12 protein-coding genes and 1 tRNA gene are annotated in these 15623 nt (G+C 63.4%); 5 read left to right on the forward strand and 8 right to left on the reverse strand.

Translation table 11 applies throughout. From position 1 onward, the window contains the following. Positions 1 to 32: 32 nt before the first annotated feature. Both bilR and DW892_RS05635 read right to left on the reverse strand, forming a co-directional pair. Positions 33 to 2063 carry a bilirubin reductase, long form gene (gene bilR, locus DW892_RS05630; RefSeq protein WP_233546845.1) on the reverse strand — a complete coding sequence of 677 codons (2031 nt, stop codon included), beginning with the start codon at positions 2061 to 2063 and terminating at the stop codon, positions 33 to 35. 453 nt (positions 2064 to 2516) lie between these two features. After that, positions 2517 to 2593, reverse strand: a tRNA-Met gene (locus DW892_RS05635). Between the two features lie 196 nt (positions 2594 to 2789). On the opposite strand from DW892_RS05635, the gene DW892_RS05640 reads away from it, so the two are divergent. Further along, entirely contained in the window at positions 2790 to 3563 is a 774-nt protein-coding gene (locus DW892_RS05640) for a type III pantothenate kinase (RefSeq protein WP_158567031.1), read from the forward strand. A 188-nt stretch (positions 3564 to 3751) separates the two neighbouring features. On the opposite strand, the gene DW892_RS05645 is transcribed toward DW892_RS05640, so the two are convergent. The 3 genes from DW892_RS05645 to DW892_RS05655 all read right to left on the reverse strand — a co-directional run bounded on the left by DW892_RS05645 (position 3752) and on the right by DW892_RS05655 (position 7032). After that, positions 3752 to 4453, reverse strand: a complete 702-nt coding sequence (locus tag DW892_RS05645; protein WP_117766300.1) for a hypothetical protein — start codon at positions 4451 to 4453, stop codon at positions 3752 to 3754. Further along, a complete protein-coding gene (folP, locus tag DW892_RS05650; RefSeq protein WP_117766302.1) occupies positions 4454 to 6184 on the reverse strand; it encodes a dihydropteroate synthase in 1731 nt (576 codons plus the stop codon). It lies immediately after the preceding gene. 95 nt (positions 6185 to 6279) lie between these two features. Further along, a complete protein-coding gene (locus DW892_RS05655) occupies positions 6280 to 7032 on the reverse strand; it encodes an NAD-dependent protein deacylase (protein ID WP_117766303.1) in 753 nt (250 codons plus the stop codon). 135 nt (positions 7033 to 7167) lie between these two features. Between DW892_RS05655 and DW892_RS05660 the strand changes: the two genes are divergently transcribed. Further along, a complete protein-coding gene (locus DW892_RS05660) occupies positions 7168 to 7986 on the forward strand; it encodes an exodeoxyribonuclease III (RefSeq protein ID WP_117629805.1) in 819 nt (272 codons plus the stop codon). A gap of 535 nt (positions 7987 to 8521) precedes the next feature. Here the strand turns inward: DW892_RS05660 and DW892_RS05665 are convergent. From DW892_RS05665 to DW892_RS05675, 3 genes are read right to left on the reverse strand one after another with little or no spacing between them, the layout of a single operon-like run. After that, positions 8522 to 9235 carry a DUF6580 family putative transport protein gene (locus DW892_RS05665; protein ID WP_117766305.1) on the reverse strand — a complete coding sequence of 238 codons (714 nt, stop codon included), beginning with the start codon at positions 9233 to 9235 and terminating at the stop codon, positions 8522 to 8524. Between the two features lie 4 nt (positions 9236 to 9239). Then, complete coding sequence (locus DW892_RS05670; RefSeq protein ID WP_117766307.1) at positions 9240 to 10883, reverse strand: ABC transporter ATP-binding protein; 1644 nt, start codon at positions 10881 to 10883, stop codon at positions 9240 to 9242. Then, complete coding sequence (locus tag DW892_RS05675) at positions 10883 to 11761, reverse strand: energy-coupling factor transporter transmembrane component T (RefSeq protein WP_117766401.1); 879 nt, start codon at positions 11759 to 11761, stop codon at positions 10883 to 10885. The genes DW892_RS05670 and DW892_RS05675 overlap by 1 nt, the downstream gene beginning before the upstream one ends. Before the next feature lie 206 nt (positions 11762 to 11967). Here DW892_RS05675 and glmU point away from each other — a divergent pair, with 206 nt between their 5' ends. From glmU to pth, 3 genes are all read left to right on the forward strand, one after another. Then, entirely contained in the window at positions 11968 to 13380 is a 1413-nt protein-coding gene (glmU, locus tag DW892_RS05680; protein WP_117766309.1) for a bifunctional UDP-N-acetylglucosamine diphosphorylase/glucosamine-1-phosphate N-acetyltransferase GlmU, read from the forward strand. A gap of 191 nt (positions 13381 to 13571) precedes the next feature. Next, positions 13572 to 14558, forward strand: a complete 987-nt coding sequence (locus tag DW892_RS05685; protein ID WP_089573682.1) for a ribose-phosphate pyrophosphokinase — start codon at positions 13572 to 13574, stop codon at positions 14556 to 14558. Between the two features lie 225 nt (positions 14559 to 14783). Continuing rightward, entirely contained in the window at positions 14784 to 15413 is a 630-nt protein-coding gene (gene pth, locus DW892_RS05690; protein ID WP_187364989.1) for an aminoacyl-tRNA hydrolase, read from the forward strand. The last annotated feature ends 210 nt before the right edge of the window (positions 15414 to 15623 follow it).

The following is a 15623-nucleotide window of genomic DNA, read 5'->3' on the forward strand; positions in this document are numbered from 1 at the left end:
CCCGCCCACTCAATACGCGATAGCTTTCTTGCTTAGAGCTCGTTGGCCGCGTGATACGCCGTGCGAATGGCGCTCGCAATGTCGGCGGTGCGCTCGCCCGAGCAGTCGCCCACGCAGGTCACGGGCACCGTCACGCCGTCCAGGTCAAACGCGTTGGCCTTGGAGCCTACGGCCATCACCACGTAATCGCAGGCGACCTTCACCGGCTCCTCGGCGCCGTCCTCGGTGGTGCGAATGGCCTCCACGCCCTCGTCGGTAATGGCGGTCAGGCGGGTCTTCACGTGCTGTTCCACGTTGTGGGCGGCAAAGTCGCTCATGATCAGCGGCAGAATGGTCTCGGACTCGCCCGCGGCAATCTTGTCGAGCATCTCCACGATCTCCACCTCGCAGCCGTGCTGCAGCAGGTGCTCGGCAGTCTCGGTGCCCACCAGGCCACCGCCAATGACAGCGACGCGGCCGCTGAGCTCCACCTTGCCGGCCAGCACGTCCCAGCTCGAGACGACCTTCTCCGAATCGGCACCCGGAACGGGAATGACCACGTCGTGCGCGCCCACGGCCACAATCGCGGCGTCGGCGGCGTTGAGGTCCGCGGGGCTAGCGGCGTGGTTGAGCTCAACCTTCACGCCCAGGCCGGGCAGAATCTTCTCGTAGTACTCCACCGAGCGCATGATCTCGTCCTTGCGCGGAGGCGCGGCCGCCAGCACAATCTGGCCGCCCAGATGGTCGCTCGCCTCGTAGACGGTCACGTCGTAGCCGCGCTTGGCCGCCACGCGCGCGGCCTCCAGGCCGGCAATACCGCCGCCCACCACGGCGATCTTCTTGTCACCCTCGCCCGGCTTAATGGCGACGGTCGCCTCGTCGCCGTTCTCGGCATTGAGCACGCACGAGATGTACTGACGGTTTTGGATCGCGTCGACGCAGCCCTTGTTGCAGTTGAGGCACTCGCGGATGGGCTCGCCCGTGGCGGCCTTGAGCGCAATATCGGGATCGCACATGAGCGAGCGGCCGTACGCGACGATGTCGGCCGAACCGTCTTCCAGAATCTTCTCGCCCGCCTCGACCGAGACAACGCGGCCGACGGTTGCCACCGGCACGGAGACCAGGGCCTTGACGCGCTCGGCCACGGGCAGCGTCCAGTTGTAGGGCATGGCGCCCATGGGCGGAATGGTGTCGCCCATGTTGCCGGTGTGGTTTGCCTGCGCCACCTGAATCATGTCGATGCCGGCGCCCTCGAGCAGCTTGGCGAACTCGCAGGCCTCATCGGGCAGCAGACCGCCCTTGCCGCGCGGCGTGCCGTCGGGGTTCTCCATGATCACGGGGAGCTTGTACTCCACCATCAGCTGCGGTGCGGCTTCCTTAATGGCGGCGACGACCTCCAGCGCATAACGGACGCGGTTCTCGAACGAGCCACCGTACTCGTCGGTGCGCTGGTTGAGGATGGCGGAGCACAGCGAACCCACCAGGCGGTCGCCGTGGACCTCGATGGCGTCGATGCCAGCCTGCTGCGCGCGGGCGGCCGAGGCGGCGATGGCCTCCTTGATCTGGGTGAGCTGCTCCACGGTGGCCTCGTTCACAAAGTGCTGCATGTCGTGGTGCAGCTTGGCGTAGGCCTGCTTGCAAATCTCGTTGGACTCGGCCATCTTGGCGGCAAAGGCCTCCTCGTCGCCGGCGGCCTTGGCCTCCTGCGCGGCTTTCGCAGCGGCCATGGAGCCCATGACCATGCGGCCGACGCCGGGGACGTCGTACTCGGGATGGAACAGCTGCAGGGCGATCTTGGCGCCGTGCTTGTGGACGGCGTCGGCCAGCGCCTTAAACGTGGGGATCTGGGCGTCGGTCGCCAGCTTGGGCGTGGGGCTTGCGGTCATAACGGGAGCAACGTCGCCAATGACGATGTAGCTCACGCCGCCACGGGCCAGGCGCTCGTAAAAAGCCAGGCTGCGCTCACCGATGGAGCCGTCGCGTTCCTCGTAGCCGGTGGTAAGCGGCGGGAACATAATGCGGTTTTTGAGCTCAAGGGGGCCAACCGTAATGGGTTGAAGCAGCTTGGACGCAGGTGTGGTCATGGACATTCCTCTCTTGTAGGCGCGGCGGCGATGATGCCGCGTAGTTGTCTAGAGGATATGGCATGGAGCCACAGGGGCGCAACGGAAATCGGCGGATAGCAGGTGGCGGCGGGTGGATGGGGATGGGCGGGGCGGCCCGTCGGTTTATCTCAATCTGTAACAGTTACGCGGCAAAATCGGGTCTTACTGTTACAGATCGAGACAAACGGGACCCGCCTGCTAGAAAATCTCAATCTATAACAACAACTCGGCGAAATCCGTCCCTCGTGTTATAGATTTAGACAAACGGGACCCAATCCACCGGTATATCTCGATCTGTAACATCTAGCCGCCCAAATCGGGTCTAGATGTTACAGATCGAGATCTTTGATTGAGAGGTTGGGAATTGGACCGAAAACACGGTCCCGGAATAACAAAAAAGCTCGCCGGCTAGGCCGACGAGCTGCAAGTTCTTGGTCGCGGGGGCAGGATTTGAACCTACGACCTCCGGGTTATGAGCCCGGCGAGCTACCAGACTGCTCCACCCCGCAATGTCTGGGCGCCTCATGTGCGCAAGAAAGAATATTACGCGGGAGTTCGGTAAACGGCAAGGAAAATCTCGTAGAGCATAATTCCTTCATATTTAAACCCCTCAGCCCCTATCACCGTAAACGAATCGCGGCCGAGCGCCGTCGACGGCGCGTATACAATGGTGCGCGTCCTTTTATGCCAACACTGGGAGTAGACATGCTGCTCGCTATCGATATGGGAAACACGCAGACGGCCATGGGCCTGTTCGACGGAGACGAGCTGGTGCAGTCGTGGCGCATGCCCACCGACCGCTCCTATACCGCCGACGAGATCCACGTGCGCCTGATGGGTTTCTTTAAGATGTACGGCCTCTCGCTCGATGCGGTTGACGCGATCGCCTTTGCGGGCGTGGTGCCGCAGCTCTCGCGCGAGTGGCACGCCGTGGCCGACCGCATTGCCGCAGACGCCATCGTCATCGGGCCGCAGACGGCCGCCGTGACCAAGCTGCGCGCGGCGCGTCCCCAAGCCGTAGGCGCCGATCGCGTCGCTAACGCCGTTGCGGCCGAAACTTTCTACGGCGCGCCGGCAATCGTGGTGGACTTTGGCACCGCGACCAATATCGACGTCATCGATGAGGACGGTTATTACATTGGCGGAGCGATCGCGCCGGGCATCCGCATCTCCATGGACGCGCTTGCCGCCCGTGCCGCCAAGCTCGCCAGCGTGCCGCTCGAGGCGCCCGAGCATGCCATCGGCCGCGATACCGAGGAGTGCATCAAGGTCGGCGCCGTGATGGGCGCCGCCTCCATGGCCGAAGGCCTGGTCGCTCGCATGAAGCGCGAGCTGGGCCGCGAGGACGCCACCGTTATCGCCACAGGCGGTCTCGCCGGCATCGTCGCCGATTCGACCGATGCCTTCGACGTGGTCGACGGGCAGCTCACCATCAAAGGCATCTGCGAAATCTACCGCCGCATGCAGAAGCTGGGGTAAGGCGGGGTTTAAGTCGAGCGCGAGCGGCGAACTAGGCAACGCATCGGTCCTATTCCTCAAAAACGAAAATTTTTCGGTTTTGAGGAATAGGGCGCCGGCAACCCATTCCCCAAACAAGCGAAACCCTCCCCGGCACAGCCGAGGAGGGTCTTGTTGTCATCGCTATCTTTGAGCGCGGGCGCCTCGCGTTACAGTCCGCGAATCCGTACGGCCTCGGGCGGAAACTCCTGCTCGCCGGCATCGGTCTTGATGGTCGCGCGGCCCCAGATGTCCAGGCCCGCAAACACACCGACCGCAAGCGGCAAACCGTTGGGCGACACCGCCGCAACCTGACGACCCAGCAGCGGCACCATATCGAAGTACTCACCCAGCACCGGAGCCAGCGGGCCGGCAGCGCCCTGTGGTGTGTTGGCGGCAACCGCCCAGGTGTCCACGCGGGTCAGCACGGCGGTGGCCAATGCCTCGACCAGCACCTCGTCGGCCATATCCACGCCAAGCTCACCCAGCGCCGCACGCTCAATATCAACCGTCACTGCGGCAAACATGCCCGCGGCACCGGCACCGCCGTTGACGGCGACGCGCGCGAACGACGTCTCAAACGCAGGCGCACCGCACACGATATCGCTCGGCCACTGGATACCCACTTTACCGGCAAGGCCCAACCCCGGCGTCGAAGCCGTGCCCACGAGCGCGTCCATCATGCCCATCGCGGCCACAAACGGCAGGCCGTGGAAGGCGTGCATGTTCACATCGGGGCGCACAACCAGCGAAAACGTCAGCGAAGCATCGCCCACGCTCCACGCGCACCAGCCCGCGGACACGCCCTCGCGGCCCGCGTCACGCGCCGCGTCGAGCTCGGTGCCAGCGGCAACAGCATTCATCTCGATCATCTACATACGCCCCAATTCGCCCACGATATGGCCCACGCGATCCTCGGGCTCCTTGACCTCGACGCCGTTGTAGCGGAAGAACCGAGCCGGGTCGTGCATCAGGTCCTCGAGCGGCACCAGCACAAAGTCACGCTCGCCGATCAGCGGATGCGGCAGGCGCAGCTTCTTGCCGCCGTGGGTCTCGCCGTCCATCCACAGCAGGTCCAAGTCGATGGTGCGCGGGCCGTTGGCCTTGGCCTTCTTGGAACGGTCGCGGCCCAGCTCGGCCTCGATCTTCATGAGCTCGTCAAGCAGCACCAGCGGAGCCAGCTCGGTCTTAATCTCGATGACGGCGTTGGCAAACGCGTCCTGGCGCGTCTCGTAGGCCGGCTCGCTCTCGTAGATCTTGGAGGAGTTGGACACGCAGGTGAGTGGAATCTCGGCGATCATGTCGCGTGCGGCGCGGATGTTGTCACAGCGATGCCCCAGGTTGGAGCCCACGGCCACAAACGCGCGGCGCGGCTGCGGCTTGGCAACCGCCCAGTAGCCGTTCAGGAACTGCGCAAAGCCCGCGGCGTCGTGCACGCGCACAATGTTGGCACCGGCCTGGATGGCGCCCAGGCACACGCCAAACGTAGCGGCATCGCGCTCGGCGGCCTCGGTCACGCCCGAGACGGCGCCCACAAAGCGCTTGCGCGATACGGCGCACATGAGCGGATAACCCAGTGACGCCATCTTGGCAGTCTCGCGCTGGATGACGATGTCCTCGTTGGCCGTCTTGCCAAAGCCCGGACCGGGATCAATGCAGATGCGGTCGCGCGACACGCCGGCGTGGATGAGCGCGCGGGCCTGGTCGGACAGAAAGCCCATGACGCGGCGCATGATGGGCGCCGAATCGGGCAGGGTGAAGCGGCGGAGCTGCGAGGTGGGCACGTAGGCTTCCTCGCGGCGGGCGCTGCGGCGCATCATGGCGGCCAGGCGGTCATTGGGCTCCGATGCGGCCTCGGTGGCCTCGGGCGCGGGCGCGACGGTCTCGGCGGCAGCAGCCTGCTCGGCGGCCGGCGTCTCCTGCTCGCTTGCAGGCTCGGTCGCGGGCTCCGGATCGCCAAACGGCAACGAGGGCTGCACCACGCCGCCCGGAAGCTTGGCCTCCGGCTTAGGCTCGCCCAGCAACTTGCCGCGACGGCGGCGAGCCGGCTTCTCAGCCTCACGCGCGGCCTCGGCAGCCGCCTCGCGCGCCTTCTCGGCAACAAACGCCGCAGCCGAGGTATCGAGCTGCACCGTTGCGTGCGTGCGTGTAGGCGCGGCGACCTCGCCGGCATGCATCACGATGACGCCGCAGGTGCTCGTCTTAACAAACTCGACCATCTTGGGGTCGGTGAAGCCCGTCACGTCGTTGACGATCGAGGCGCCGCAGCGCACGGCCGCCTTGGCAACCGCCACGTGGCGCGTGTCGATCGAGACGATGGCGCCCTCTTTGGCCAGCGCGCGCACCACGGGCAGCACGCGGCGAGCCTCCTCGTCGGGATTAACCGGGGTAAAGCCGGGGCGCGTGGACTCACCGCCCACGTCGATGATGTCGGCGCCGGCGTCAAGCATCGCCAGGCCGTACTCGATGGCGGCATCCGGGTCGAAGTGCTCCCCGCCGTCGCTAAACGAATCGGGCGTCACGTTGAGGACGCCCATGATGCGCGGACGGTCAAAGCTGAGCTCATACTTTCCGCACCGCCATGTCTTGCTGTCGTTCGCCATGAACATCCTCCTAAAATGCCCACGCCGCCGAGCTTGGGGAGCTGGCGGCGGGGTCGCTTTGCACTCAGTCTTTCTATTGTATCCGCGCACACGGGCTAGAACGCAAACGCGGCCGCGATGTCGCAAGAAATCAGCAGGTCGGCATTTGCATCCTGATCGGTAGGCGCCAAATTGCAAATGGCCAGCGTATCGCCAGTAAAGTAACGCGTAAGGCCTGCCGCCGGATACACCACGAGCGAGGTCCCACCCACAATGAGGGCATCGGCCGCGGCAATGGCGGCAACGGCACCGGTCAACACATGCTCGTCGAGCGGCTCTTCGTAGAGCACCACATCGGGCTTGATGCGACCACCGCACGCGGGGCACACGGGCACGCCCGCGGCGTCCTCGTGCTCGCGCGAGCAAATCCACTCGGCGCTATAGACCGCGCCGCACGACTGGCAAATGTTGCGATGGACCGATCCGTGCAGCTCGAACACGCGCTGCGAGCCCGCCATCTGATGCAAGCCGTCGATGTTTTGCGTCACCACGGCATCAAGCTTGCCGGCGCGCTCCAGCTCGGCCAGCTTGGTGTGACAGCTGTTGGGCTTAGCGTTAAGCGCGATCATCTTGGTGCGGTAAAAGTCGAAGAACTCGGCCGGATGTGTCTCATAAAAGCTATGCGAGAGCATAGTCTCGGGCGGGTAGGCAAACTGCTGGTGATACAGGCCGTCCACGCTGCGGAAATCGGGGATGCCACTTGCCGTGGAAACACCAGCGCCGCCAAAGAAGACCACGCGCTTGTGGGTGTCAAACAGATCCGCCAGCGCGGCGGACGCCTGCCTGGGGTCCGATATTGCCTGCGTCATATGAGCCCTCCGTCCTTGTTGATCGGGCGGCGTCGGGCGATGTCCCAGCATGCGACCTTTAAGTCAGCATGCGCGGAGCCCACCCCGCCCCTGTTGCGCTAATCTTAAGCCTGCCAACCCCGTCGAAAGGACACCATGCCTCAGACTTACACTTTCGCCTCGTGGAACGTCAACGGCCTGCGCGCCGTGCTCAAAAAGGACCCGAGCTTTATCCAGATCGCGCAAGAACTCGACGTCGATATCCTGGCGCTGCAAGAGACCAAGTTGCAAGAAGGCCAGGTCGATATTGACCTGCCCGGCTATCACCAAACCTGGAGCTACGCCGAGCGTAAAGGCTATTCGGGCACTGCGGTCTTTAGCCGCCAGGAACCGCTGCGCGTGCTGCACGCCGACGCACTGCTACCCTACGCCGGCGAGAACGAGGCGGCCGTACTCGTCGCCCAAGCCGCAACCGAGGGCCGCGTCTGCGCGCTGGAGTTCGACAAGTTCTGGTTTGTGGATGTCTACACTCCCAACGCGCAAAACGAACTCGCCCGCATCGACGTGCGCATGGCCTGGGACGATGCTTACCGCGGCTTTTTGAACGCGCTCGAGCGCGAGACCGGCAAACCCGTCGTGACCTGCGGCGACTTTAACGTGGCGCACGAGGAGATCGACCTTAAGAACCCCAAGTCCAACCGCGGCAACGCCGGCTTTTCGGACGAGGAGCGCGGCAAGTTTACCGAGCTGCTCAACGCCGGCTTTACCGATACCTGGCGCGCGGCAAACCCCGACGTCGAGGGCGTCTACAGCTGGTGGAGCTATCGCTTTAATGCCCGCAAGAACAACGCCGGCTGGCGCATCGACTACTTCCTGGTAAGCGACGCAATCGCCGACAACGTACGCGACACCGGCATCCGCGGCGACATCTTCGGCAGCGACCACTGCCCCGTCACCCTCACGCTAGAGCTCTAGCCCCAGCTGATCCCCTGGGGACGGAGGAAAACGAATCATTTTGGGCCTCGTGGTGGTATCCACGTGACCCATCCGCCACGAAACACGCCCATCTACTACGTTTAAGCCACCACCCTCAACCACAGCGAACAACGCAAAAAGAAAACCGCAGGTAGAAAGCCTGCGGTTTTTCATAAAACGCGGTTGTGTTTGGGGGTGTCGGGTCAAACGTAGTAGATAGGCTGATTTCGTGGCGGGCGAGTTCAGCTGATTCCCCGGGGACGTCTGGAGACGGAAGAAAACGGATCAATTTGGCTCTTGAGGGTCACGACGCCCGTCATATCAGCCGGCCATTCCAAAACTATGCCAGTTTACGGGGCTAAATCGCGAACCCCCAACCATACGCAATTCCGAAATAATAAAACCGCAGGTAAACGGCTTGCTCTATTTCAAAAATAGCCGGCATGGTCTGCTTGTGCCAATCTGGCCCCGTAAACCGGCATAGTTTTAAAATGGCACTTCGGCAGTATTGATTCCCGCCCCGGCGCAACCAGCCCTACAGTCCGTACTTCACGACGACTCGGTTGATGCGGCGACACCAAGGCTTGTACAGGGCGACCAAAAACACGCAGGTCGCAAGGCCGTGCGTGATATCGAACGGTACGGCGGTGGCAAGACGCGCCATGGCACCCGCCCACGTGAGCGGTTGAACAAAACCGATAATGTCGTAGGCGTTGATCACAACGCCGTACAGCAAACCCGAAGCAAAGCCGTAGGTCAGCAGCGCCGGCATACGCACGGTGCCGTCGGCGCGGTCGAACGCACCCGCATGCGCCAGCGCGCCGCCAACATAGCCAACCAGGCCCCAGGCATACATCTGCCACGGCGTCCACATGCCCTGTCCAAAAAAGAAATTGCTGGTCAGCGCCGCCAACGCGCCAACCATAAAACCATTGCGGCGACCAAGCGTCGCCCCCGCAATAATGGCGATGGCACTCACCGGTTTAAAGTCGGGAATGGGGCCAAACAGAATGCGCCCCGCCGCAGCCAACGCCGCCAGAACCAGCGTTGGCATAATCTGGCGTAAGCCCGGGCGCGACGCCTCGTAGCCCGCAAAGAACAGCGCGAGCACCAGCGCCACCACGACAAGCATGGCAAGTGCCGCCTGTTCAACGCCCGCCAGCAACGCCGCAGCCATCACGGCTGGCACCGCCAGCAGCAGCGGTATCTCCAGTTTTGCGAGTAGGCGCACGATGCGATAATCCGCCATCCCATCACGCCCTATAAAACACGTTGTCGGCAAGGAAGTCGGTCGGCGGCTCCATGCAGGCGATCTCGCCGTCAAACATCATGGCAATGTCATCGGCAACCTGCTCGGCAAAATCCAGATCGTGCGTGGCCATAATGACGGTGCCGCCAGCCTTCGCATGGTCACGCAGGGCGCGGGCGATAATGCAGCGACTTGCCAGGTCTAGACCCTTGGTGGGCTCATCGAGCAATAGCAGTTCGGGGCCAATTAGCAGCAGTTTTGCCAATGCAAGCAGTTGACGCTGCCCGCCCGAAAGATCGTACGGATGGCGCCCATCCAGACCCGACAGCCCCAAGCTCGCCGCACGCTCCCGCGCCAAGTTCTCGTCATATCCGCAGGTCGAGGCCCATTCCATCAGCTCATCGTGAACCGTCTCGGCAACCAGCAATGCTTTGGGATTCTGAGGCAGCAGCGCCGCCGAGGCCGCTCCGCGCACCATGCGGCCGCGCTGCAGCTTGGCGGTCTTCGCCAGCACCGAGAGCATCGTCGACTTACCGCATCCGTTGCCGCCCACGATCGCATGCACCGCACCGGCCGAAAACGCCACGTCGAGCCCGCGCAGCACCCAGCCGCCCGCGCGATCGTAGCGAAACCAGCTCCCTGCCAGGGTGGTAGCCGACCCGCCGTGCATTTTTTGGAGTATTCTGCTCCCATCCGTGCGCGGGAAGGCTTCCGAGCCGTTCTCGAGCGACGTTTGCGCCACAAATTCGGACGATTTGTCCAATTCCGAACTTTTTTTCGCGCTCGATACGTCCCCGGGCGGCTCCAGAGAGCCCAAATTGTCCTCACGCCCGCTGAATACTCCGTTTTTTGCACATCGGACGGCACCCCACCCCAACATGTCGTCGGAAAACAACGATTCTCGGCGTCCCAAAGAAGCCATATCCGCCACCTCGCGCACGCGACCGTCCTCAATCCGGTACGCACACGTCGCATACTCGAGCATTGGGCGCGGTTGATGCGTAGCCACAACAACCGTGCAGCCCAACTCACGGTTCACACGAAACAGCGCGTGCAGAAAACTCTTCTCGGCAACGGGATCGAGCTGAGACGTGGGCTCGTCGAGTAGCAGCACACGCGGACGCAGCGCCAGGACGGCGGCAAGCGACAGCAGCTGCTTGCGGCCGCCCGAAAGCGTATCGGTATCGCGATGAAGCCAGTCCTCCAGACCAAAGAAATAGCTGGTCTCAGCTACGCGACGGCGCATCTCATCACGTGCTAGCCCCAAGTTTTCCAGGCCAAACGCCATCTCGTGCCACACGGTCTCGCACACGATCTGGTTCTCGGGATCCTGAAACACGTAGCCCACGCGCTCCGCCGATGCCCGCACGTCCATGTCGGCAACGTTCTCGCCCAGCACGCGCGCATCGCCAGTGCGCTCGCCCGCCGGAGCGATCTCGGGCTTGAGCAGCGACAGCAGCGTCGACTTACCCGATCCGGTACCGCCAACAAGCAGCGCAAATGCACCTTGGGGAACACGCCAATCAAGTCCCTCGAGCACCGGTGCCCCGGCCCCGGGATAGGCAAAACTAAGGCCCTGCACCTCAATCGCCGGAATATCCGGGCCGCACGCCGCGCCCGACACCGGGCCCCTATCCAACCGAGCCATCAGCCAAACCTCTTCTCGTCAATCGCATGCAGCACGCAGGGCAGCACCATCCAGGCAGCGTACACGACATAGCCCAGCCACGGCGCGGGCACCGAAAGCTGCGGGTAAAACGAATACTGCGCTGTCGCGGTCCATGCCACCGCCACCGCGGCGGCACCAAACACTGCAAGTCCAACCAGCGCGGCAGCATCGCCGCGCCTCAGCCGATACCGCGCATACGTCGTACGGCGCGACGCAGCACCCCACCCGCGAGAGCGCATGGCATCCGCGCGCTCAAGCGAATCTTCCATGCCCCAGCCCATCAGCACGCTCGATGCCCGCAGGCGCGAGCGCACGGGGTCAGCCGGCGCGCGTCCCGGTACATCAATCGCGTCCTGCACCGCCAGCACCGTGCGGCCGCGGCGCAAAAACTGTGGGATAAGCCGCATGCACATCGAAATCATGAGCGCGATCACCGGCGCGGCGTTGCCCAAAAGCGCAAGCACCTTGTCGTAGCCAAGCATCGACGCCGCGGCCTCAAACCACAGCACGCTCGCCACAAACAGCCCACCCATGCACAGGCCGTACATCATGCTCTCCAAATACACCGCGCGCATGCCAATATGGAAAAGCTCGGTCGAGCCCGATGCGCTAAACAGCGGGTTGACCAGTGCAATGATCAAAATCACCGGCAGCTGCCAGCGAAGCGCGCCCAACGTGCGGGCAGCCCCGCGCGTCGCAAATCCATACGCCAACCCGCCCGCGAGCGACAGCGCGATCAGCACCGGTTGCATCGAGAACATGGTGAGCCCCAACGTCAGCACCATGTAGAGTGCCGGCACCGCCGGATGCGACATCGAGAATGCCGCGACGGGCTCGTTGCCCGATTCCTCTCGCATGATATCCACGGGCACCCCCGTCCCCTCGCTCAAACGACAACGCCGCAGCGCCTCCGCCATACACAACCAGCGCAAACGCCGCACCGCCGGCCCAAGCATCAGCTGCCGCAAACCAATCGTTACGCGCTCATCATATGCCTGCGGTATCATATTGCGCCGTGTATCGTTTCCAAACACACGTCTCTAATAACGTAACAGGAGATCACATGGACGCAACCGCAATTATCCTCGCCGCCGGCGAGGGCACCCGCATGAAGTCGAACCACTGCAAGGTTTCGCACAAAATCCTGGGCAAGCCCATGGTTCAGTGGATCGTCGACGCCACCATCAAGGCCGGCTGCAGCCGCGTCGTGGTCGTCATCGGCAGCCACGCCGACGAGATGCGCGCCCTCATCGATGGCGCCTACGCCAACAGCGCCACCAAGGTCGAGTGCGTCGAGCAGACCGAGCGCCTGGGCACCGGCCATGCCGTCAAGGTCGCGCTCGAGGCCTGCGGCATCACGCAAGGCCCCGTCGTCGTGCTCAACGGCGACCTGCCGCTCATCACCGCCGACACCGTCGCCAAGTTCGCACAGACCGTCGCCACCGGCGAGCTCGCCTGCACCGTCATGACCATGACCCCGCCCGATCCTTTTGGCTACGGCCGCATCAAGCTGGGTGCCGATGGTCAGATCGAGCGCATCATCGAGCAGAAGGACTGCACGCCCGAGCAGGCCGCCACGCTGCTGGAGTGCAACGCCGGCTGCTACGCCTTCGACGGCGCGCAGCTCGCCGCCCACATCAACGAGATCGGCAACGACAACGCGCAGTCCGAGTACTATCTGCCCGACATGCTCGAAATCCTCAAGGGTCACGGCCAGGCAGCCTCCATCTTCCACTGCGACGACTACCGCGACGGCCTGGGCGTCAACAGTCGTATCCAGCTCGCGCAGCTCACCGCCATCGCGCGCGACCGCATCAACGAGCACTGGATGGCAGAGGGCGTCACGTTCATCGACCCCACGCAGGCTTGGATCGGCCCCGACGCCACCATCGGCCGCGACACCGTCGTGTGGCCGCAGACGCACCTGATCGGCCACGTCACCGTGGGCGAGGAATGCCAGCTCGGCCCCAACAGCCGTCTCACCGACACCACCGTCGGCAGCGGCTGCACCATCGATGAGACCATCGCCATCGAGGCCGTCATCGAGAACGGCGTCGACTGCGGCCCGCGCGCCTACCTGCGCCCGGGCACCCACATGCTCGACGGATCCAAGGCCGGCACGCACGTGGAGATCAAGAAGTCCACGATCGGCGAGGGCTCCAAGGTTCCGCACCTGTCCTACATCGGCGACACCACCATGGGCTCCGGCGTCAACGTGGGCGCGGGCTCCATCACCTGCAACTACGACGGCGTGCACAAGCACAAGACCGTCATCGGCAAGGATGCCTTCATCGGTTCCGACACCATGATGGTCGCGCCCGCCCAGATCGGCGACGGCGCGCTCGTGGCCGCCGGCTCCGTCATCACCGAGCCGGTCCCGGCCGACGCACTCGGTCTGGGCCGCGCCCGTCAGGTAAATATTGAGGGCTGGGCCGCCGATTATCGCCGCCGCCTGCACGAGGACGACGAGGTATAACGTTTTACCAAGCATCTAAGGAGCTGTTCCCATGGGGACGGCTCCTTTTTCTATCGTGACCTGCGCGACAGGATGAGTGGTCGGTTCGTGTCCGTTGACGGTAAAGACGTTATCAAGACCCGATTAACCCCGTCGCGCGGTTACAATGCAACAAGGCATCTATATGGCATTCGATATAAAGGAGAAGGGTAATGCCGATTAATGATCCCGAGAAGTCGGAGAATATGCGCAAGTCCATCCGCGTGTATTCCGGTTCCTCCAACCGTCCCCTCGCTCAGAAGATTGCTGAGTACCTTGGGGTCGAGCTTTCGGGCCTTACGCTAAAGCAGTTCGCCAATGGTGAGATTTACGCCCGCTACGACGAGACCGTCCGCGGCGCCGACGTCTTCCTGATTCAGTCCGTGGCCGGCGGCAACGTCAACGACATGCTCATGGAGCTGCTCATCGCCACCGACGCTGCCAAGCGCGCATCCGCCCGCTCCATCACCGCCGTTATCACCCACTACGGCTATGCCCGCCAGGACCGCAAGGCCGGCCCGCGCGAGCCCATCACCGCCCGCCTCGTCGCCAACCTGCTCGAGCGTGCCGGCGTCAACCGCATCATCACCCTCGACCTGCACCAGGGCCAGATCCAGGGCTTCTTCGATATCCCGGTTAACCACCTGTCCGCACTGCCGCTGTTTGGCCAGTACTACAACGACATGCACTTCGACACCGACAACCTGGTTGTCGTCTCCCCCGACGTGGGTCGCGCCAAGGCCGCCAAGAAGCTGTCCGACATGCTCGGCTGCGACCTGGCCATCGCCCACAAGGGCCGTCCGCGCCACAACGCCGCCGAGGTCATGGGCATCATCGGTGACATCAAGGGCAAGACCTGCATCATCAACGACGACATGATCGACACCGCTGGCACCCTGTGCGCCAACGTCAAGGAGCTCAAGGCTATGGGCGCCGGCGACATCTACGTCTGCGCCACCCACGGCATCTTCTCCGGTCCGGCCATCGAGCGCCTGAACGATGCCCCCATCGTCGAGTGCGTCGTCACCGACGCCATCCCCGTCGAGGTCGGCGGCAAGATCAAGACTATCTCGGTCGCCGAGGAGTTCGCTCAGGCCATCTCCGCCGTTTACCACGAGGAGCCCGTCTCCACGCTCGTCGGCGGCGACTTCGCGCTGTAATCGCATCGTCCTTGCAACCCGGCGCATCGCCGTCGGAACAGAAGAAACCCCCGCGCTCCCCCTTGCTTCGCAAAGGTCGCGCGGGGGTTTCTTCTGTTCCGACGGCTCGCTCTGCCGCGGCCGCGCTTTTGTCTGGTGGGATTTCGCTGAAACGAAGTCTCGCCTTCGGCGGGCGTGGTAGCCTTTGTCGTTGATTAAACTTTTATGTGTAACGGAAGGACAAATATGGCAGCTGCACAGCCGCTTAAGATTCGCATGGTTGCCGGACTTGGCAACCCGGGTGAGGAATATGCCGAGACCCGCCACAACGCCGGCTTTAAGGCGATCGATGAGCTGGCCCGTCAGGCCGGTGTCACGTACTGGAAAAACCAGGCCGGCGCCGAGGTCGCACTCATCAACATCAACGATCCCGAGGAAGAGGGTGGCAAGCGCCAGATCGTGCTGGTCAAGCCGCAGTCGTATATGAATACCTCGGGTGGCCCCATCTCCAAGCTCTGCCGCGAGTACAAGATCAAGGCCGAGGAGCTACTCGTGATTCACGACGAGCTCGACATCCCCGCCGGTGACGTGCGCGTCAAGGTGGGCGGTGGCCACGCCGGGCACAACGGCCTGCGCTCCATCATCGACAAGATGGGCAGCCGCGACTTTAGCCGTATCCGCACCGGCATCGGCAACCCTCCCGGCAAGATGGCCGTGGCAGACTATGTGCTCAAACAGCTGCGCGCCCGCGAGGCCGATGACTTCCAGGACACCTGCGCCCGCGCCGCCGACGCCGCGGGTCTCGCCATCGTGCACGGCGTGATCTATGCCCGCGACCACGTCAACGGCGCCGCCTCCGCCAACGGCAAGCACTAAAACCTACCGTTTAGGGACAGGTTTATTTTGGCAGGTTTTATCTGCGGAAACGCCCCGGTGGCCGCATCGCAATAAACCCCGCGCCGCCATACACGCATAACACCCCAAAGGGGGCCGGCCTCATCACAACCCGAGGCCGGCCCCCTTTGCCGTTTTGCCTGATAAAACCGACCAAAATAAACCTATCCCTATTTGGTAGGTCGAAGTGGA

Source organism: Collinsella sp. AM40-7AC, from assembly GCF_003468125.1.
Lineage (GTDB): Bacteria > Actinomycetota > Coriobacteriia > Coriobacteriales > Coriobacteriaceae > Collinsella > Collinsella aerofaciens_O.

Bases quoted from the DNA above. Each gene is read 5' to 3' on its own strand.
- bilR (WP_233546845.1), bottom strand. From the start codon at position 2,063: ATGACCACACCTGCGTCCAAGCTGCTTCAACCCATTACGGTTGGCCCC.
- DW892_RS05640 (WP_158567031.1), top strand. From the start codon at position 2,790: ATGCTGCTCGCTATCGATATGGGAAACACGCAGACGGCCATGGGCCTG.
- DW892_RS05645 (WP_117766300.1), bottom strand. From the start codon at position 4,453: ATGATCGAGATGAATGCTGTTGCCGCTGGCACCGAGCTCGACGCGGCG.
- folP (WP_117766302.1), bottom strand. From the start codon at position 6,184: ATGGCGAACGACAGCAAGACATGGCGGTGCGGAAAGTATGAGCTCAGC.
- DW892_RS05655 (WP_117766303.1), bottom strand. From the start codon at position 7,032: ATGACGCAGGCAATATCGGACCCCAGGCAGGCGTCCGCCGCGCTGGCG.
- DW892_RS05660 (WP_117629805.1), top strand. From the start codon at position 7,168: ATGCCTCAGACTTACACTTTCGCCTCGTGGAACGTCAACGGCCTGCGC.
- DW892_RS05665 (WP_117766305.1), bottom strand. From the start codon at position 9,235: ATGGCGGATTATCGCATCGTGCGCCTACTCGCAAAACTGGAGATACCG.
- DW892_RS05670 (WP_117766307.1), bottom strand. From the start codon at position 10,883: ATGGCTCGGTTGGATAGGGGCCCGGTGTCGGGCGCGGCGTGCGGCCCG.
- DW892_RS05675 (WP_117766401.1), bottom strand. From the start codon at position 11,761: ATGCGAGAGGAATCGGGCAACGAGCCCGTCGCGGCATTCTCGATGTCG.
- glmU (WP_117766309.1), top strand. From the start codon at position 11,968: ATGGACGCAACCGCAATTATCCTCGCCGCCGGCGAGGGCACCCGCATG.
- DW892_RS05685 (WP_089573682.1), top strand. From the start codon at position 13,572: ATGCCGATTAATGATCCCGAGAAGTCGGAGAATATGCGCAAGTCCATC.
- pth (WP_187364989.1), top strand. From the start codon at position 14,784: ATGGCAGCTGCACAGCCGCTTAAGATTCGCATGGTTGCCGGACTTGGC.